The sequence below is a fragment of the Spirosoma sp. KCTC 42546 genome, assembly GCF_006965485.1.
Classification (GTDB): Bacteria; Bacteroidota; Bacteroidia; order Cytophagales; family Spirosomataceae; genus Spirosoma.
This window is the reverse complement of record NZ_CP041360.1, coordinates 7761201-7781591: the sequence shown is the minus strand read 5'-3', so window position 1 is coordinate 7781591 and position 20391 is coordinate 7761201. Positions and strand designations below refer to the sequence as shown.

Genomic DNA, 20391 nt, shown 5'->3' with positions numbered 1-20391 from the left:
TCTTCCCTTTACAACCTATTTTACTTGTAAAATTTCTTCGAGTTTTTGCTCTAGTGCTTCACCACGCAGGTTTTTGGCGATGATTTTACCGTCCTTATCAAGCAGGAATGTAGCCGGAATCGCCTGAACACCATATTGCTGAGCCGCTGCTGACTGCCAGAATTTAAGGTCCGAAACGTGGGTCCAGGTTAAGTTATCATTACGGATAGCTTTAGTCCAGTTGGCTTTAGCCTGATCCAGCGAGACACTATAAATAGCGAAACCTTTGTCTTTGAATTTGTTATACATGCGTACTACATTCGGGTTTTCGGCCCGGCAGGGACCACACCAGGAAGCCCAGAAGTCAATCAGAACGTATTTGCCACGCAATGACGATAGTGGAACTGGGGTGCCGGTTGTATCGTTCAGTGCTATTTCTGGCGCGGGTGCACCAATGGATACGCCTTTAATGCGAGCCACTCGACCAATTAGCGATTTGGCATGCGGGCTGTTGGGATTCTCTTTCTCGAATCGCTGCGCTAAGGCATCGTAGGTGGCAAAATCACTGTCGATGTTAATGAAGTTTAGGGCAAAAAGCGACACCAGCGAAGTTCCCATATCGGGTAGCATAGCTTTCACTTTGTTAACAACTTCTTGTTCAGCAGTCTGGTAATCCTGCTCGATTTGGGCAATTTTCTTGTTGTCTTTTTTCTCAGTTGCTGCTGCTACCTGTTTGTTCCAGTTAGCAACTTTGGTTTCCATATCGGTGCGGAGCGTATTTAACTTTTCATAGTACTCCATATTCTTGGAGCCTGTTACGGCTGCCTGACCCGTCTGCCCTGTTTTGGCATCCATCCGGAAACCATCAGCCACCACGTTCAGGGTTTCGCCCCCTTCAACCAGCAGTGCCATCTTCTGGCCACCGCCTACATTTAATACAAATACTTCACCACCGTCGGCTACCTTACCGTTGAGTGTAAATGTGTTGCCCGAAGCTAGTTTGGTTGAGTCAATTTTACGGGTCGGCTGTGAGTTTGTTTCCAGATAGACATAGCTGCCCGGCGTTGCTTTGTTGATTTTGCCTGTAACCGTAAATGGTTTTGTGGTTTGGGCATTGGCTACGAGGCTGAGCGCCATGAAACCAGCGATGCTGAATACTACGTTTTTCATATTTTCTGTAATGTCTTCGCTAACAACTCATTCACCAATTTAGGGTCGGCAGAGCCTTTCGATTTTTTCATGACCTCGCCAACAAACATGCCAAGTAAATTTTTCTTGCCTTTCCGGTATTGCTCTACTTTATCAGGCCAGGCTGCCAGTACTTCTTCTACCAACGTTTGCAAAGTGTCTGTATTGCGATTCTGAATGAGTCCGTGTTTCTGCGCGAGTTCGGCAGGGGACGAATCAGGTTGCTCTGTTAATAACGTAAATACCTGTTGGGCAGCCGTCTGACTTACGGTTCCGTTGTCAATAAGCGCAATTAACGCAGCTAACTGGTCTGCCGAAACCGGAAACTGACGATCACGCAACGTTTTTTCGTTAAGTTGCCCTTTTACAGGACCCATAATCCAGTTCGACGCAGCTTTATAATTAGTCGTCTGCGTACAAACAGCTTCGTAATACTCGGCCAATTCCTTAGCATCGGTGAGTAAAGCCGCATCATACTCAGGCAAACCGTACGTCGTGGTAAATTTCTGGTATAACGCAGCTGGAAGTACCGGCATCTGAGCCTGAATATCCGCCAGCCATTCCTCCGAAATCACGACTGGTGTCAGGTCGGGATCAGGAAAATAGCGGTAATCGTTCATGGTTTCTTTCTCACGCATGCCATAGCTTAGGCCGGTGGCGGCATCGAACGTGCGGGTTTCCTGCACAATACGCCCACCCGATTCAGTTAATTCAACCTGCCGCAGAAATTCGCTGTCAACGGCTCGCATTACGTTCCGAATCGAGTTCAGATTTTTGACTTCAACCTTCGTGCCGAGATTCGTTGCACCCTTGGGTCGGATGGAAACGTTTACGTCGCAACGTAGCGAACCTTCCTCCATATTACCGTCGCAGATATCCAGATACCGTACCAACCGTCTGACCTCGGTTAGGTACTGACCAGCTTCGTCGGCAGTGCGAATCGTGGGGTCTGTCACCATCTCGATCAAGGGCGTTCCGGCTCGGTTATAATCGAGCTGAGTGGCCCATTCATCACCATCGTGAATGGATTTGCCCGCATCTTCTTCAAGATGAATATGATGGAGCTGAATGGTTGTTTGGTAAGATTGACCTGTAACTGGGTCTTTGGCTTTAATCGGGATACCGCCACCCACACAAATCGGACCTTTATCCTGCGATAACTGATAGCCTTTCGGCAGATCAGGGTAAAAGTAATTCTTACGGGCAAATACGTTATAGCGTGTTATTTCACTACCGCAGGCCAATCCCATACGAATGGCGAATTCAATAGCCTTGCGATTTAATTTAGGCAACGTACCCGGATACCCGAGTGTAATAACACTGATATTGGTGTTCGGTTCTGCGCCAAATGCATTGGCATCAGCCGCAAAAATTTTGCTTTGCGTAAGCAACTGGCAGTGTACTTCTAACCCAATAACGGCTTCGTATTGAGACAGAACTTCTGGCGAAAGGGTCGCTTCGGCTACCATTGGTAAAAATTAGTGATTTTAGGCAAAGATAGGCAGAAATAAAACAGTTGCCGGTTACTAATCAGGATTAACGGAAACAGCTAAAGGTACCGAACAATAAATAGACCAACTTATGGATGTCTATTTTAAAAATTTACCGTCTAAAGTCTGACTGTATCTTTTTTACCTTGAATGACCTCCTCCGAAAATGACTACCCAAACTGTTGAATTAGTTCATGAGAAAAATATTGTGGTAGAAAAAAAATACCACATGAGCTATGAAGAGTTCGCTGAGAAACATCTTTTCGCGAATTATCCCGTTGTAATTGGTGATGCGTGTAAAGCGTGGTCGGCAAAGGATAAGTTTACCCCCCAGTTTTTCAAAAAACACTACAGCGATCGGGAAGTAAACATTGCCGGGAAGACCTACAATTTCGGAGACTATATAGATTGGATGCTGACCGGAACCGAGGCAAACCCAGCCCCTTATCCCTGCACACTTCAAATTGAGAGTGAGTATCCGGAGTTACTCCGTGACGTTATGCCGCCACTTAAATACGCCCAACCTAGTCGTATTGGTAGCAAGCTTGTACCAAATCGGCTATTATCGGGAGCCAATACACTGGAGATATTTTTTGGTAGCCCAGGAGCTTTGTTCCCTTACGTGCATTACGACTTTATGTGTCTTCACGCCTTCATTACACAATTATATGGTGAGAAAGAATTTACGGTTATCCCACCTGATCAAACGCCTTATCTTTACCCAACTCCCGGAAATACCTGGGTTTCGCAGGTAAATGATATCTGGAATCCTGATCTGGAAAAATATCCGCTGTTTGCAAAAGCAACGCCCGTCTCATTTGTCGTTGGTCCTGGCGAAACACTGTTTATTCCGTGTGGATGGTGGCATACTGCCCGTTCACTAACGCCTACTATATCCGTTGCGCTGGATAGCCTGAATGCCTCTAACTGGAAAAATTTCATGAATGAGGTGGATATGAATATGCAACAGCGAAAACCCAAATTAGCCAAAGCCGTTCAGGCCTATCTTTCTGTGGCAGGCGGGATACTGGGTACGCTGGAAAAGGCTGGAGTGAGTGTGTAACGTTGTTATCAAATCACATTCAGTCGATACTTCAGATACGTTTGTGCCAGAAGGGCAAATTTCTGCGGGTTCGGTACGCGAACCCGCTCATTCTGAATGCGGGAAGCCGGGAGTTGCTTTATTTTATTAAACAACGTTTGGTAATACATATAGGCCAGATAAACCCCCATTCTGGCACCACGTGGCAGGTTTAGAATACCAATATAAGCCTCATCGAAGTCACGTTGAATATCGTCTTCAATCACTTGCTTTACATCACAGCCAAAGTTGCTAAAATCGACACCGGGGAAATAAGTACGCCCGCGTTCTACAAAGTCGCTTTTCATATCGCGTAGGAAGTTCACTTTCTGGAAGGCAGCACCTAGCTTGCGAGCGGGTTCGCATAGTCGGTTAAACTCCGTTGAATTGCCCTCACAGAATACACGCAAACACATCAGGCCTACAACTTCTGCTGATCCATAGATGTATTCGCTATAGCCGTCCGTATCATATTCCTGGCAATAGAGGTCCATTTCCATACTTTTCAGAAAGGCCTCAATAAGCTCGTGTTCAATTTTGTACTCCCTAACAACCAGTTGGAACGACTGCAAAACCGGATTTAAACTAATGCCTTCGTCGATAGCCTGATAGGCGTCGTGTTTAAAGCGCTCTAGCAGTGTTTTTTTATCGTAGTCATGAAAGGTGTCCACAATTTCATCGGCATACCGAACAAACCCGTAGATGGCGTAGATCGGGAAATGAAATTTACGGTCGAGTGTCTTGATGCCTAATGTAAACGACGTACTGTAACGTTCCGTAATTAATTTACTGCATTCCAGTGCGGTTTTATTGAACAACGCCATCATAAAGTGTAAGAAGGAAGGGTTAACGGAAAACCATCAGAGTAAACAGGTATAAAGAGAATTAAACGGATTTGACTTTATTTTTTCCTGTTTTTTCTTGCTTTTCCTCTAAAACTAAACAAATTCTTTGGCAACCTCATCAGCTACGACCAATCCTGAAATCAGGGAAGGGGGTACACCAGGCCCTGGCACCGTGAGTTGACCGGTGTAGAACAAGTTGTTAACCCTTTTGTTCTTGAGGGATGGTTTAAAAAATGCAGTTTGTTTTAATGTGTTGGCCAGGCCATATGCATTACCCCGAAAAGCATTGTAATCATGTTCGAAATCTCTGTGTGCATAGCTCCGTTTGAATACAATATGACTGCGAATAGCCTCACCTACGTAAGCTTCCAGCCGATCCATAATCAGGTTGAAGTAATGTTCGCGGGTATCCTCATCATCTGTAAGGCCGGGAGCCACAGGAATAAGCAGGAATAAATTCTCGCAACCTTCGGGTGCTATGCCAGGATCGGTTTTGGAAGGTGCCGATGCATAGAACAAGGGCTTGGTAGGCCAGCGGGGCGTTTCATAAATCTCCTGCGAGTGAAGGGTAAAATCTTCATCGAAGAAGAGATTATGATGTTGTAAACGCGGAACCCGTTTACTCACACCCAGGTAAAACAGCAGTGATGAGGGGGCCATAACCCGTTTCTGCCAATAATCGTCGCTATAATTTCGGTTGACTGGATCGACCAGACTCGTTTCAACGTGGTTATAGTCTGCTCCGGCCACCACTACATCGGCCTCAAAAATACCATCGTTGGTAACAACCCGTTGCGCCTTTTTATTCAATATGTCAATTTTTTGGACTGTCTGGTTCAGTAAAATTTTAACACCTTTCTCCTCCGCCAGGCTTACCATTGCTTTCACAATTTCGTACATACCACCCATTGGATACCAGGTTCCTAAGGCCATTTCAGCATAATTCATCAGGCTGTACATGGCGGGTGTGTTCTCGGCTGTAGCTCCTAGGAATAACACAGGAAACTCAACAATTTCGAGCAGACGCGGGTGTTTAAAAAACTTACGGGCATGTGTTGCAAATGATTGAAAAACATCGAGTCTTGTCACATCATACAGCAATTTCAAACTAAGAAATTCGGTAATGGATCGGCTTGGTTTCCAGACAAACCGGTTCATGCCAACCTCATACTTATAGGCGGCCTGTTTCAGGAACTCCCGAAGTTGGGGTCCACTGCCAGGCTCTATTTGCTCAAAGAGGATTTCTAAATTATCGATACCAGCCGGAAGATCAACGGATTCGTTGGGCCCAAAGACGACTTTGTAAGAAGGGTCAAGTCGAACAAGATTGTAATAATCAGACGGCTTTTTACCGAAACGGGCAAAATAGGTTTCAAATACATCGGGCATCCAGTACCAGCTTGGGCCCATATCGAAGGTGAAACCTTCCGCCTGAAAAACACGGGCCCGGCCACCAGGCATAGAATTCTTTTCGAGAATAGTAACGTCGTAACCTTTATCGGCAAGGCTGGTGGCAGCGGCCAACCCGGCAAATCCGGCTCCAATAACAAGAACGCGTTGGGGCATTAGTTAGAAAAAAATGATTGAGTCAACAGATAATTGCTTGATGAAGCAATTTGTTTGCGTGAAGCTAGCCGAAATTTTGCGAAAACAAAGTAGGTAAAGGCCTGCTTGGTCTACTGAGAGAGAAATTAGGCATTGCAACTTTATGAGTGTGTCAACCTATCAATAATTTCGTAACACCTGCTTTTGAAATCAATAAACGCTTGATTGTCAAGTTATAAAATGAAAAAAAGTTGGGTGGACACCACCCAACTTTTTCGAACCTTCCTCTTTTTTAACCAAAAACTACTCAATCAATATGTCTTAGACGGAGCAATGTCCGCAAAGTATCGCTTATGCGTTAAAATAAGCGTAAACTTTTAATTGATCTTTCAATTCTTTCCGGGCAATGTGAATTCGGTTCTTTACCGTCCCAATGGGAATATTCAATTTTGCCGCAATTTCATGGTATTTAAAACCCCGGAAATGCATCATAAACGGAGTTTTATACGTATCGTCAAGGCCGTTCACTGCCCGGTTGATATCATCCTGAGCAAAGGACGAATAAGCCAGGTTATCAGTGCTGCTTTCTATGGAATTAATGTAGTGCAGGTTGTCGGTTGTATCAATGAAGGTGTTTTTACGCACCATGCGCTGATAGTTCGTGATGAATGTGTTTTTCATGATCGTATACAACCAAGCTTTCAGATTGGTACCATCCGTGTATTTATCACGATTGGTAAATGCTTTCAGTAATGTGTCCTGTAATAAGTCGTTCGCATCTTCAACATCTTTTGTAAGACGGAGCGCGAATGGGCGTAACGATTTGGACACTTTGCCAATATGATTAGTAAATTCGAGAGCTGTCATGGCTGTTTAGTTTTTCTGTTGAATCACATCTGCACATCTACAAAACAAAAAAACAACCAGTCTCTCCAGAAATTAATATATGATTCCACTTTTAGTGATAATTGGCTTTAAATCAGTGTATTGTAATTGCTTAATTTTGCTTGCCAAACTCACTATAGGTGGGATTTACAATTGGGGAGTGTGGAATATTTCCCCCATTCTGGGGAATCTCAGGTGTGGATTTTGTTTAGCATTTGTAATTTTTTATTAAACAAACTTCGGGCCTCTACCTGAGTTTTCCAAATATCTCAAGCGTATATGTGGGCCTCAGTATTCAGGCTGGTAATAATTGCCAGACTTAGAGACATAACTTAGAAGTTATACCGATATTAAGAAGGAAAAGGATCAGATAAGACCTTCCTTCAATAAATCATGTAGATGCACAAAGCCATAAATATGACCCGATTCGGCCACAATAAGCTGCGTAATATCTCGCTCCTGCATTAACTGTAAAGCCGCTACAGCATAATCGTCGGGTGCTACGCAAACTGGTTCAGCCGTCATTGCATCCTGCGCACAGAGTTTCCAGAATGAATCGTGCTCATAGGCCAGCCGCCGAATATCACCATCGGTAACAATACCAAGCAGCAAACCAGCCTCATCGACTACAGCGGTTGCTCCTAAACGATTGGCGGAAATCGTAAAAATAACGTCTTTGATAGTTGTGTCTGGTAGAACTTGCGGGCACTGATTGTGTGGGAAAATGTCGGCTACTTTCAGATATAACCTTTTCCCTAACGATCCACCCGGATGATAGCGGGCAAAATCCTGTCTGGTAAAACCACGTAGCTCTAAAAGACTGACAGCCAGTGCATCACCTAGTGCGAGAGCTACCGTTGTACTCGTAGTTGGGGCTAAATTCAATGGATCTGCTTCGTATTCGGCATACGCGTGAAGTACATGGTTGGCATGCTGAGCTAAATAGGAATCGCGTGCACTTACGAGTGCTATTAGCTGAACGTTTGTTCGCTTCAGCAAGGGTAATAAGACCTTTATTTCAGCTGTATTCCCACTCTTCGAGATAATAAGAACCACATCGTTATCCTGGATCATGCCTAAGTCGCCATGAATCGCATCCGCAGCATGCATGAACAAAGCAGGCGTACCGGTGGAGTTCATGGTTGCAACAATTTTCTGACCAATCAGCGCACTTTTGCCAACGCCTGTTACGACCAGACGGCCTGTGGTCATTAGCAACGTTTCAACGGCTGAATCAAATTGGTCATCAAGCAAATCAACGGCGTTCCGGATAGCTTCCGCTTCGGCTAGGAGTACCGAACGGGCGATGGTCTTAGGATTTTTTATTACTTTCAATGTCAGTTTTGATAAACAGGAATACTTTGCTGTGTATATTCGCTAACTTTATATAGCAAAGATACGGCAAGCAAATAGAGGAAAGTAACTTTTGTACGATTTGTAGAATGATGCAGGTTGATGAGGCAGTCCATGCGACGCTTAGAGAACGACTGAAAGAAATTTTTGGATATAGTCAATTCAGGGGCGAACAGGAAGTTATTATTTATAGTATCCTGGCGGGGCGCAACACGTTTGTTATAATGCCCACTGGGGCAGGTAAGTCATTGTGTTACCAACTGCCCGCTATTGTTAGCAATGGTACAGCCGTTGTTATTTCACCCCTAATTGCCCTGATGAAAAATCAGGTTGACCAGTTAAATGCCTTTGGAATCAATGCGCAGTTTCTGAACTCGACGCTCTCCAAGGCCGAAATGAACAAGGTCAAAAAGGATACGTTGAACGGCACACTCAAGCTGCTGTACATTGCGCCAGAGTCGTTAACGAAAGAAGAGAATTTGGATTTTTTGAAGAAAGCCAACATTTCTTTCGTCGCTATTGACGAAGCGCACTGTATTTCTGAATGGGGTCATGACTTCCGGCCTGAGTATCGGAAAATACGCGGTATTGTCGATAATATTGGCAATCTACCTGTCATCGCACTTACTGCTACGGCTACGCCTAAAGTACAGCTGGATATTCAGAAAAACCTCCAGATGGAGGATGCTAATCTATATAAAACATCGTTCAATCGGAAGAATCTTTACTACGAAATAAAGCCTAAAGTCGACGCCAAGAAGCAGCTTATCAAATACGTTAAGCAGAATAAAGGTAAGTCGGGGATTATCTATTGCTTAAGCCGAAAAACTGTTGAGGAAATTGCCGAACTACTCAGTGTTAATGATATAAAGGCACTTCCTTATCACGCTGGTCTGGACCCGCAAACGCGGATGAACAATCAGGATGCCTTTCTGAACGAAGATGCCGACGTAATCTGCGCTACCATTGCCTTTGGTATGGGAATTGACAAGCCAGACGTTCGGTTCGTGATTCACTACGATGCCCCTAAGTCGCTCGAAGGATATTATCAGGAAACAGGACGGGCGGGTCGTGATGGACTGGAAGGCAACTGCCTGATGTTCTATAGTTACGATGATATCGTTAAACTGGAGAAGTTTAATAAAGATAAACCCGTTACGGAGCGCGATAATGCCAAGCACTTGCTAGCCGAGATGGTTTCCTACGCTAATCTGGGCGTTTGCCGTCGTCGGCAGCTATTGGGCTATTTTGGGGAGTTCCTGGATAAAGATTGTGGTTTTTGTGACAACTGTCTGAAATCGACCGAGAAGTTTAAAGTGCAGCACGAAGTTGTACTAGCCTTACAAACTGTATTGCAAACAGATCAGCGATTCGATGTGGCGCACTTAGCCGATGTGCTGACGGCCACGACCAACCAATATGTCACCAGCTACGAACACGACCGGCTTCCTGTATACGGTAAGGGACTTGCCTTTAGTGACGATTGTAACTATTGGTGCTCACTGATCAAACAGATTACTATTTATGGATATCTCGAAAAAGATGTTGATAACTATGGGATTCTGAAGGTGTCTCAGCGAGGTATGAATTATATTGAAGATCCATACCCAATTACGCTGGCTAAAGATCATGACTACGAGCAGCAAGCTGTCGATACTAAAGAGGACGATGATAAAGATTCGTCTCCAGCGTCGGGTGGCGTTGCCTATGATGAAGAACTGCTTGGGTTATTAAAAGCACTTCGGAAAAAAATTGCCAAGGAAAAGAATCTGCCTCCTTATGTTATCTTCCAGGAAACGTCGATGGAGGAGATGGCGACTACTTACCCCACCACGCGTGAAGAAATGGCGCAGATCAATGGGGTTGGTATGGGCAAAGTGCAGAAGTTTGGTCGGCCTTTTATCGACCTGATTGCCAAATACGTTGAAGAAAATGAGATTGAAACGGCTCAGGACGTAGTCGTTAAATCAACGGTTAATAAATCGAAAGTCAAGATTTTCATCATCCAGCAGATCGACCGGAAAGTTGACCTCGATGAAATTGCTGAATCGAAGTCGTTGTCGATGGAAGACTTGATGGAAGAAATTGAGCATATCTGTTATTCAGGTACACGGCTTAACCTTGATTATTACATTAATCAGGTAATGGATGAAGACCGGCAGGACGAAATTTTCGACTATTTCATGCGGGCCGATAGTGATAACATTGCTGTTGCCATGCGTGAATTTGGAGGAGATGATTTCACCGAACAAGACTTGCGCCTAATGCGCATTAAATTCCTGTCGGAAGTAGCTAACTAATTGATTTATGGTTTACGATTTACGGTTTACGATTTCCTGTTGGATATGGGGAATCAAATCATAAATCGTAAATCGTAAATCGTAAATCAGTACATGAATATACTAATACTTGGGTCGGGTGGGCGAGAGCACGCTTTCGCGTGGAAATTAGCGCAAAGTCCGTTATGTGATAAATTGTTTGTGGCGCCAGGCAATGCCGGTACAGCACAGGTTGCCACTAATTTGCCTATTAGTTATATTGACTTTCCGGCTGTTGCCGATACAGTCCGGGATAAAAAGATCGACCTGCTGATTGTGGGGCCAGAGGAACCCTTAGTAAAGGGAATTGTAGATTTTCTTCGTCAACAGCCTGATTTGGCCAGTTTGCGTATTGTTGGACCTGACGCCAAAGGAGCACAATTAGAAGGGAGCAAGGATTTCTCCAAGCAGTTCATGCACCGCTACGGCATCCCAACGGCGGCTTCTCAAACGTTTACGGCAGAAACGCTTCAGGAAGGGTTAGCCTACCTGGACTCGCACTCATTGCCAATTGTTTTAAAAGCAGATGGATTGGCCGCAGGCAAAGGCGTTATTATTGCCGAAACACTGGCAGATGCTAAAACGGCAATGAGCGATATGCTAGACGGTCACAAGTTTGGCGAAGCAGGTAGCAAGGTGGTTGTGGAGCAGTTTTTGCGAGGTGTTGAACTGTCGGTGTTTGTTCTGGCCGATGGGGATAATTACAAAATCCTGCCTGAGGCTAAAGATTACAAGCGGGTTGGCGAAGAAGATACAGGACCGAACACAGGTGGTATGGGAGCCGTTTCTCCTGTTGTATTTGCCAGTCAGTCATTTCTCCAGAAAGTTGAAGATAAAGTAGTGAAACCGACCCTGGCAGGTTTGAAACAGGAGGGGATTCATTATCAGGGCTTTATTTTTGTAGGACTCATGAAGGTTAATGGAGAACCCTTTGTGATTGAGTATAATGCACGTATGGGCGATCCGGAAACGGAAGTGGTACTGCCCCGGCTCCAAAGTGATTTTGTGGAATTGATGGTGGCTACTGCCGATGGAGAACTGGATAAAATTTCGGTTCAGGTCTCTCCCCAAACCGCGGTAACAACCATGCTGGTATCGGGTGGTTATCCCGGTGATTATGAGACCGGTAAAATCATTTCTGAATTAGAGCGTTTAGAAGATGTAATAGCGTTCCATGCCGGAACGAAAGCTCAGGATGGTCAGGTGTTGACCAACGGTGGGCGAGTAATGGCGATAACGGCGCAGGCCAATTCGCTAGAAAATGCTGTTCGGAAGTCGCAGGAAGCGGCCCGGATGGTGCAATTTGGGGGGAAACAGTACCGTAAAGATATCGGGGTTGACCTGATTCGGTACTCAGATTAGTTTGACGTTTGTAGTTTGAGGTTTGTCGTTAACTGGCACAGAACTTCAAACCACAAACGTCAAACTCCAAACACATATAGATATGTCATGTAAATCCTGTGCAACCGGCGGGTGTGGAACCCAACGCGGAGCATCCGATGGTCAAACGGCTACAACTGGATGCGGAAGCGGAGGGTGTAGCACCGGAGGCTGCAATAAACTGAATTCATTTGACTGGCTGAGCGATATCGCCATGCCAGGTCTGAAATACGATGTTGTAGAGGTTAAATTTAAAGGGGGCCGGAAAGAATATTACCGGAATGTCCACCAACTTGACCTAACTACTGGCGACTATGTTGTGGTCGAAATGCAATCGGGCTTTCATATTGGAGCCGTTTCGTTACAGGGAGAATTGGTGCGATTGCAGGTGAAAAAACGGGCCGTCAAAATTAACGACGACACCAAAGTTATTCACCGCCTTGCTACTCCCAAAGATATGGAACGCCACGAGCAGGCCGTTCTGCGTGATCTACCTTCTCTGTATCGTTCCCGCGAAATTGTTCGTGAGTTAAAACTCAACATGAAATTGTCTGACGTTGAGTTTCAGTCAGATAATACGAAAGCGACATTTTATTACTCGTCCGAAGAGCGCGTTGATTTTCGGGAATTAATAAAAATGCTGGCCAGCGAATTTAAAGCCCGGATTGAAATGCGGCAGATTAGCCTGCGGCAGGAAGCAGGGCGACTGGGAGGCATTGGTTCCTGCGGTCGTGAACTCTGCTGTTCAACCTGGCTCACGGATTTCAAAAACATAGCCACCTCGGCGGCCCGCTATCAAAATCTATCGCTGAATCCGGCCAAACTATCCGGTCAGTGCGGACGATTGAAGTGCTGCCTGAATTATGAGCTGGATACGTATATGGACGCTCTGCGTGACATTCCAACGATTGAAAAGCCGCTGGAAACGCAGAAAGGCCGGGCTTATCTTCAGAAAACCGATATTTTTCGCAAGCTGATGTGGTTTGGGTATGGAGCCGAGAGTACCTGGCATCCGCTACCCATTTTACGGGTATTGGAAATTGTCGAGTTGAACAAGAACGGCATTATTCCAGAATCATTTGACGTTTTGATGCCTATCGCTGATAAAGAACCTGTTACAGCAGCGGCCCTCAATAGCGATTTACAGAAGCTAGACGCGAAATACACGTCGAAAGCGAATAACACCAAAAAGAAAAAGAAGAAGCCGCGTGGCCCCGAAGGCAATTCGCCCCGACCTGCCGCAAACGGTAAAGTCTCCTAATAATCAACCCCGGCCACTTTGGTCGGGGTTAATTGTTTTAATGGGTGTCCAAAATTAGTTAAAAGTCGCCTGAGTAGAATGGGCTGAAAACGTAGTAACTGCTATCGCGTTTAGCCCGTTTGGGGCTAGTCTGGATATTTAACTCAAACCGAGGTAAAGGATTATTGGCACGAAACCAGTCTCGGTAAGGCCGCTCTTTTGTGTAAAGCCTGGCCACTTCACGAACATGTACGGTTTGTACATCGGCAGGGGTAGCGGGTAAGTGGTTGATAAAAATGTCTACAGTTTTGGCGTAATCGTCATAGACTTTTAGGTGCTCATTCTTCGTCCGTTCAACTAGCGCGTTTTTGTTATGAAAAAACGTGGCTTCTAGCAGTTGATTCATCGTAAATGAAAAACTCTCGCCAAGTGGGTACTGGGAGACAGCAGCCGCTTGTAATAAGGTGAAAAACTGTTTACGGCTGCCATTAAATGGAACTGCCTGGGAGCTAGTCTGAATAAGAATCTGGTAGGGTTTGGCTTTGGTGTCAATGTTAGCCAGGTTTTCCCATTGGTGCATCACAAACACTTCGCTGACAAACGCAGGCGAAAGCTTTTGCAGGGCTTCAACCGGAACTTCTTTTCCGTCAATGTATAGCGCAGATGCATATTTATAATCATCTGGCAGAATGAATTGATCGCCTTTTAACTGCAACACGACAGGTGCACCTTGCTCCATCTGGGTGCCGAGTTTACTTTGGAATAGGGCAAGGTGACGATACCATGTTCCCTTGTCTTCTAACTCAACGACCATTGCTCTGGTGGGAGTGGTAGCCGGGAGGGTGTTTGGCGAAAGCGTTTGGGTTTCTTTGGTAGACTCATGTCGGCAGGCTAGCGCCATCATACCAATCAACAGGGTCCAAATCCCATATCGCCACCAAGCTGATGAGCCTGAACGCTGGCTATTCATCATACTAACACGTTGCCGTAAGGTGGGGCCGCTGAATTGGTTGGTTATAGCCAATTGCTCGCCTGACATGCTCACTTTAATCAGATTATATTGGTACAATCTCGCATCGATACCTTCGGCCAGTACGGCCCGATCGGCGCTGAATTCCAGTGTTTGATGGAGTAGTTGCCGGAACAGATAGGCCGCTGGATTGAACCAGAAAAGAATACAAACTAATTCAGCCCCAATCATGTCGAAACTATGCCGTTGCCGAACATGGACACGTTCGTGCCTGAGAATCTGATCCAATTCGTCCGGCGAGTGCTGGCCAGGGTTAAGCACGACCCAGTTGAAAAACGAAAAAGGAGATGTGACGTCCTTGTTGTGCACCAGCGTAAAATCGGTATACGACTCATGAACGGATTTCCGGATGAGTTGTTGGAGCGAGACTAACTGAACCCCAAACCGAATCAACAGCAGAAAGACCCCACTACTATAGAGCAATAAAATGCCAATTTGCCATGACCAAACGAACCGTACTGGCTGATCCTGAAATGCTTTATAGGTTTTCTTATTAGGCAATGTAATCGTTACAGTCGGTTGAGGAGAAACCAGGTTGGGTAACACCTTTGGAACGATTACCTGTGCTGTTCGATGCATTACGGTTCGCACGCGTTCTGGGCGCCAATCCGGGAGTTCCAGGAGTGGTAGGAGTAAGGCCCCGGCCAGACCTAACCACAGGGCCAATCGGTTGGCACCAAAAAACGTTTCGCGTCGAAGCAAAGCGTAGTACGCTATGCTGACAACAGCCAGTAGTGTATTGGCTAAAACAACATAGCGTAGCGTTTCCATCTTTAGTTAGGTGTGGAAGAGTAGTTGGTCCAGCGTAGTCAGGCATTTTTGACTACGCTGGACCAGCTTTGACTATTTTTTCTCGATCATGGCCAGAATTTCACGCAGTTCATCTGCCGAAATCTTCTCATTCTGAGCAAAATAGCTCACTAAATTCTTGTATGAATTATCAAAATACTCATCGACTACTTTCTTCAGAACAAACCGATTTTGGTAGGCTTCCTTGCTGATGATGGGGTAATATTCATGCGTATTTCCATACGCCTTATGACCGATGTACCCCTTCTCTTCCAGATTTCGAACAATTGTTGATACTGTATTATAATGCAGAGGAGGATCTGTAAACTGAGGCACCATATCTTTTACATACCCTTGCTCCATTTTCCAGAGCACCTGCATTACTTCTTCTTCTTTGGCGGTTAGCTTTTCCATAGAACAAACTTAAAACTATTTCCCTCGTTTGCAAACTATTTGTATAGTTTTTTATTGTTTGAAAAGCCAACTGCACCGTTGTAGCTTTGTACATTATTCTGGGTGAGGTTTATGAAACAATTAGGACTAATCTTGTTCATGGTGTGGCTGATTGCTGGCTGTGAAACAAATGCGGTATATAAAGAGTACACCGACATTGAGGATGGGAAATGGTACATTAAAAATGCCCCTTCGTTCACATTCGAAATCACTGACGCATCGGTGCCCTATAACATTTATTATAACCTTCGGAATAGTTTGTCGTACGGTTATTATAATTTGTATCTGACTCGTTATCTGCGGGATGCGAGCGGCAAGGAGCTCGAATCACGGCTGGACGAACTGATTCTGATGGATCCTAAAACGGGTAAACCCAATGGAGATGGCCTTGGCGACCTGTTTGATCACAAGGTCCTAATGAAGCGGAACTATCGGTTTCCGAAACCTGGCAAATACAGTGTTCAGATCAGGCAGTATATGCGTCAGGACCCGTTGCTTAATATCCTGAGTGTAGGAGTTACGGTAGAAAAAGCTGGTCCTGCTAACTAACCCGCCGACCTGTTCGCTAATGCTTGTTCATTTTTTTCGCGTAAATCGGTTCTTTTTTATTCCTTACCTGCTCGTATTGGTTGTACTGGGTGTGTTACAATGGATGTACACCCAGGAACAGTTGATGCAGTGGGTTAATGTACGGAATAGTTTGCTGGCCGATCAGCTCTTTCCATATATCACCTACATGGGCGATGGTGCTTTTTTTGTGCTGGTTTGCCTGATTCTGTTGATTTATAACTGGCGAATTGGTCTGATGTGCGTTGCTAGTTTTGCCCTTTCTTCTTTGACATCCGAGTTTTTAAAGAAGATTGTCTTCACAGGATCGCCCCGGCCACTGAAATTTTTTGAGCATTCTACATTTCAGTACCACATTATTAAAGGCCTGGATATTTACAGCTACAATAGTTTTCCGTCGGGCCATACCACAACAGCTTTTGCGGTCTTTAGCCTATTGGCGTTTCTTGATAAGAAGAAGTGGAGGGGAGTTATTTTCCTGCTTTTGGGCGTTCTGGCGGGCTATTCCCGGGTATATCTGTTTCAGCATTTTGTTGAAGATACCTATGCTGGCTCGCTGGTTGGAACGATTTCATCAGTAATAATTTATTTATTGATGTATCGCTGGGTAATGAAGAACGAGAATATTGCCGGGAATTAGGTCCTCTTTTGCCTACCTTTGTTTAGGGCTCCGCCGAACCATTGCCAAAGCAGAGCCGTTACTTCATTACTGACTACAATCAACGTGCATCGATAAACTCTCTCATGAGCGACGCCATTAAGCATGAGTGCGGTATAGCCTTAATCCGGCTCCGCAAGCCGTACCAATATTACATAGACAAGTACGGCACGGCTCTTTATGGAGCCAACAAACTTTACCTGCTTATGGAAAAGCAGGTAAACCGAGGCCAGGATGGCGCCGGAATCGCTAATATAAAAATTGATGTTCCTGCGGGCCGTCGTTATATTAGTAGATATCGTTCAGTAGATCAACGTCCTGTAACGGATATCTTCGAGAAGGTTAATAAAAAATTCCGCAAAGCACTTAAGGGTAACAAAGACAAAGCTAAAGATGCCCAATGGCTCCAGGAAAACATTGCCTTTACGGGCGAGGTCTGGATGGGACATCTTCGGTATGGTACTCATGGAGCCAACGAGATTGAGAACTGCCACCCAATGCTTCGGCAAAGTAACTGGCGAAGTCGTAATCTGGTTGTAGCGGGTAATTTCAACATGACCAATGTTGATGACCTATTTGAAAAGCTCGTTTCGCTGGGGCAGCATCCGAAGGATAAGGTTGACACCGTAACGGTGATGGAGAAAATTGGACACTTCCTGGATGAAGAAAATCAGCGGGTGTTCGAACGGTTCAAGGGTATCTACGAAAACCCTGATCTGTCGGATATCATTGAAGATAATCTTGATCTTCAGCGCGTTTTACACCGTTCTTGCCGTGATTTCGATGGTGGCTATGCCATGGTGGGTATGACAGGCTATGGAGCCGCATTCGTCGCCCGTGATCCGGCCGGTATTCGTCCCGCTTATTACTATGCCGATGATGAAGTGGTCGTAGTAGCGTCGGAAAAGCCAGCCATCAAAACTGCTTTTAATGTTGAATACAGTGCCATTCAGGAAGTAAAGCCTGGCCATGCACTCATCGTTGATAAATATGGCGAGTATGTGGAGCAGGAGTTCGTGACGCCTATTGAAAAGAAATCCTGTAGCTTCGAGCGTATTTATTTTTCACGTGCTACTGATCCCGACATCTACAACGAGCGTAAAGCATTAGGGAAACTGGTGATTCCGCAGATTCTCAAAGAAATTGACTACGATCTCGAAAATACGGTATTCTCATATATCCCGAATACAGCCGAAACCGCCTTCTTTGGAATGGTTGAAGGGTTGGAAGAATATCTCTATAAACAGCGCAAGAAAGCGATTATGGAGGGGATTCTGTTTGAAGAAGAACTAGACCGGGTGCTTTCGTTTAGGCCCCGTATTGAAAAACTGGTTGCCAAAGACGTAAAACTACGAACCTTTATTGCAGACGACTCGCAGCGCGATGATATGGTGTCGCATGTGTACGACACCACGTTTGAGGTTATCAAAAAAGGGAAAGATAACGTCGTAGTTGTCGATGATTCGATTGTTCGGGGTACTACACTTGAAAAAAGCATCCTGCGCATGCTGGATCGCTTAGGGCCTAAAAAGATCATTATTGTTTCATCGGCCCCTCAAATTCGCTTTCCTGACTGCTACGGCATCGATATGTCGAAGTTTAAGGAATTCATTGGCTTCCGTGCTGCGCTCGAACTACTTAAGGACCGAGGCATGGAAGATCTGCTCGATGAAGTTTATGCCCAGTGTGTAGCAGCTATTGAGTCAGGCAATGCCAGCCAACAGAATTATGTAAAGGCGCTGTTCGATCCCTTTACGCACGAAGAGTTATCTAAAAAGGTATCGCAGATTGTAACACCGCCCGATTTAAAGGCTGAAGTGGCGGTTGTTTATCAAACCGTAGAAAACCTACATAAGGCTTGTCCCAATCACTCGGGCGATTGGTACTTTACGGGTAATTATCCGACGCCCGGCGGTAACGTCGTTGTTAATAAAGCTTTCGTGAACTTCATGGAAGGAAAGCTGGTGAGAGCCTACTAAAAGGAGAAAGGAAGAGAGGGGCGAAAGGGAGAAAGGATCAGCATGTAGCCATCCTTCCTCCCTTTCGCCCCTCTCTTCCTTTCTCCTTAATTTATTTTTATTTCTCCCAAGCCAGTGCGTTGACATTTGCGCCAATTTTCTTGCCTTCTGTCAGGCCTGTTTCGTTATCCTGCTTGGTATGAATGTTACCATAGAAACGTGAGTCGGCCGATTCCTGGGCAGAGGCTGCAAATGATGTAAACGAGCGTGCTTTAAACGAAATATGTCGTAAAGGGTCATCCGGCCGACCAACGTGTGAATCGTCGGTAAACGCGAAGTTTTCGCCATACAAAGCCGTTAGTACCGTAGCCGCCGATGAGGATTGAGTAGCATGACCTGACGGATAGCCTGGGAAAGGTGGAGCAGGCCAGAAAGGAACCCAGGCCGGGTCGATGGCTAGCCGTACATAGGTGTAAGGCCGAAGATTATTATAGGTGAACTTACATCGCCAGCAGAGTATAAAGGCATCGGCAACAGATATGCCAGTGCGAGCAAATGTTTCGGCTGCTTTTGCCAGATTTGCTTTTGCGGTTACTGCCGCAATGCGGGCAAGGCTATAAGAATGGCCTGGTGGTGTAAACGAGTCGCCTGGGTTATCGGACCACCACAGCGAAATCTCTTTTTCTGTCTGAGTCAGACTTTTAGACTTGTTGTACACATCCATATACTGACTGAAGATTGCGGATTTAACATCAGTCGAGTAAGCCAGTGGTTTAGGCATTGGCAAATCGTTGTTGGATTTAACAAACGTCCGATTTTTACCCCAATAGGGCTGCATTGGAATTTTCTGCCCGTTTTCGGTGGGTTGCCACAGACCTGCTCCTACTGGGACAACATAACTTGCCGGGAAGTTGCGGGTATAACCGGCATCACCCCCGTCGGTTTTCGACCATTCAAACAGGGCATCCGCAATTTTTTTTCCGAAGTCGATAGAACGTTGGTTAATCGATTCGTCGGTATCCTTAAATGTTTTGAGAATAACTGTTTCCAGGGAATCAATATAAACTTTATTAGTCGCGCTGGTTGTTGGATACAGGCTCCGTAGAATTTGGGCCTGTGCTGCATTGGCGCTGAGCGCCCAATTATACGCCTTACCTGATTCTACCTGTGGAAGCGTAGTTAAGCCCTGAAGCTGGCTTACAAGTGATTTTCGGTTAGCAATACCAGGTACTACAGATTCATACATTGTGATACCAGCATAGCCAAACGCCCGCGATGCTACAGGAGGGGTGAAGCCAGCTGTAGTTTTGGTTAACTTCAACTGGAGAGCGGCCCATGTTGTTGCTATATCACCTGTATACTGGTCGGCAGGTTTGCCGGTCGTTAGAGTCGGTTGAACATCATCACTGGGTTGTATACGGCAGGCTTGCAGGAAGGCAATTAATAAAAGTGTAGTCAGTACCCCTCGGTAATTGTGTTTAGAATTAGCCTTTGAAGTCTGGAGCTTACGGTGGGTAAAATGTATATTCATAGTATTACCAGGTAAAAAGAACCACTACACCAGCTATAAGGCTGAGTGTCAATAGTGGAGTTTAGCAAAAATGTTGCCAGAAAAAAGACTGAATTCCTGGC

The 20391-nt window shown here is 45.4% G+C and carries 16 protein-coding genes; 7 read left to right on the top strand and 9 right to left on the bottom strand.

Translation table 11 applies throughout. From position 1 onward, the window contains the following. Window positions 1-15 precede the first annotated feature (15 nt). Window positions 16-1149 carry a TlpA disulfide reductase family protein gene (locus tag EXU85_RS31595; RefSeq protein WP_142775899.1) on the bottom strand — a complete coding sequence of 378 codons (1134 nt, stop codon included), beginning with the start codon at window positions 1147-1149 and terminating at the stop codon, window positions 16-18. After that, a complete protein-coding gene (gene gatB / locus EXU85_RS31590; protein WP_142775898.1) occupies window positions 1146-2636 on the bottom strand; it encodes an Asp-tRNA(Asn)/Glu-tRNA(Gln) amidotransferase subunit GatB in 1491 nt (496 codons plus the stop codon). The genes EXU85_RS31595 and gatB overlap by 4 nt, the downstream gene beginning before the upstream one ends. A gap of 187 nt (window positions 2637-2823) precedes the next feature. On the opposite strand from gatB, the gene EXU85_RS31585 reads away from it, so the two are divergent. Beyond that, a complete protein-coding gene (locus tag EXU85_RS31585; RefSeq protein ID WP_142775897.1) occupies window positions 2824-3720 on the top strand; it encodes a cupin-like domain-containing protein in 897 nt (298 codons plus the stop codon). An 8-nt stretch (window positions 3721-3728) separates the two neighbouring features. Here the strand turns inward: EXU85_RS31585 and EXU85_RS31580 are convergent, their stop codons facing one another. The 4 genes from EXU85_RS31580 to EXU85_RS31565 all read right to left on the bottom strand — a co-directional run bounded on the left by EXU85_RS31580 (window position 3729) and on the right by EXU85_RS31565 (window position 8348). After that, window positions 3729-4565: a phytoene/squalene synthase family protein gene (locus tag EXU85_RS31580; RefSeq protein WP_142775896.1), complete on the bottom strand. Its 837-nt coding sequence runs from the start codon at window positions 4563-4565 to the stop codon at window positions 3729-3731. 111 nt (window positions 4566-4676) lie between these two features. Further along, window positions 4677-6149 (bottom strand): NAD(P)/FAD-dependent oxidoreductase, encoded by a 1473-nt coding sequence (locus tag EXU85_RS31575; protein ID WP_142775895.1) that lies wholly within the window; start codon window positions 6147-6149, stop codon window positions 4677-4679. A 330-nt stretch (window positions 6150-6479) separates the two neighbouring features. Next, window positions 6480-6995, bottom strand: a complete 516-nt coding sequence (locus tag EXU85_RS31570; protein ID WP_111347040.1) for an RNA polymerase sigma factor — start codon at window positions 6993-6995, stop codon at window positions 6480-6482. Between the two features lie 384 nt (window positions 6996-7379). Then, window positions 7380-8348, bottom strand: a complete 969-nt coding sequence (locus EXU85_RS31565; RefSeq protein ID WP_142775894.1) for an SIS domain-containing protein — start codon at window positions 8346-8348, stop codon at window positions 7380-7382. Window positions 8349-8455: 107 nt separating this feature from the next. Between EXU85_RS31565 and recQ the strand changes: the two genes are divergently transcribed. The 3 genes from recQ (at window position 8456) to EXU85_RS31550 (ending at window position 13325) form a co-directional block, all read left to right on the top strand. Next, entirely contained in the window at window positions 8456-10666 is a 2211-nt protein-coding gene (gene recQ / locus EXU85_RS31560; protein WP_142775893.1) for a DNA helicase RecQ, read from the top strand. 93 nt (window positions 10667-10759) lie between these two features. Beyond that, window positions 10760-12046, top strand: coding sequence for a phosphoribosylamine--glycine ligase (gene purD / locus EXU85_RS31555; protein WP_142775892.1), 1287 nt, complete (start codon window positions 10760-10762; stop codon window positions 12044-12046). 82 nt (window positions 12047-12128) lie between these two features. After that, window positions 12129-13325, top strand: a complete 1197-nt coding sequence (locus tag EXU85_RS31550) for a regulatory iron-sulfur-containing complex subunit RicT (protein ID WP_246859328.1) — start codon at window positions 12129-12131, stop codon at window positions 13323-13325. 58 nt (window positions 13326-13383) lie between these two features. On the opposite strand, the gene EXU85_RS31545 is transcribed toward EXU85_RS31550, so the two are convergent. Together EXU85_RS31545 and EXU85_RS31540 are read right to left on the bottom strand one after the other, a co-directional pair. Beyond that, the gene (locus tag EXU85_RS31545) at window positions 13384-15105 is read right to left on the bottom strand and encodes a M56 family metallopeptidase (protein WP_142775891.1); all 1722 of its coding nucleotides are present in this window, start codon (window positions 15103-15105) and stop codon (window positions 13384-13386) included. A 72-nt stretch (window positions 15106-15177) separates the two neighbouring features. Next, window positions 15178-15537: a BlaI/MecI/CopY family transcriptional regulator gene (locus EXU85_RS31540; RefSeq protein ID WP_142775890.1), complete on the bottom strand. Its 360-nt coding sequence runs from the start codon at window positions 15535-15537 to the stop codon at window positions 15178-15180. Between the two features lie 111 nt (window positions 15538-15648). Here EXU85_RS31540 and EXU85_RS31535 point away from each other — a divergent pair, with 111 nt between their 5' ends. The 3 genes from EXU85_RS31535 to EXU85_RS31525 all read left to right on the top strand — a co-directional run bounded on the left by EXU85_RS31535 (window position 15649) and on the right by EXU85_RS31525 (window position 18780). Next, complete coding sequence (locus EXU85_RS31535) at window positions 15649-16125, top strand: gliding motility lipoprotein GldH (RefSeq protein ID WP_142775889.1); 477 nt, start codon at window positions 15649-15651, stop codon at window positions 16123-16125. Between the two features lie 19 nt (window positions 16126-16144). Then, on the top strand, window positions 16145-16783 hold the full coding sequence (locus EXU85_RS31530) for a phosphatase PAP2 family protein (RefSeq protein WP_142775888.1): 639 nt from the start codon (window positions 16145-16147) through the stop codon (window positions 16781-16783). 104 nt (window positions 16784-16887) lie between these two features. Then, window positions 16888-18780, top strand: a complete 1893-nt coding sequence (locus tag EXU85_RS31525) for an amidophosphoribosyltransferase (protein ID WP_142775887.1) — start codon at window positions 16888-16890, stop codon at window positions 18778-18780. A gap of 97 nt (window positions 18781-18877) precedes the next feature. Here EXU85_RS31525 and EXU85_RS31520 read toward each other — a convergent pair whose 3' ends face one another. After that, the gene (locus EXU85_RS31520; protein ID WP_142775886.1) at window positions 18878-20290 is read right to left on the bottom strand and encodes a vanadium-dependent haloperoxidase; all 1413 of its coding nucleotides are present in this window, start codon (window positions 20288-20290) and stop codon (window positions 18878-18880) included. Between the last annotated feature and the right edge of the window lie 101 nt (window positions 20291-20391).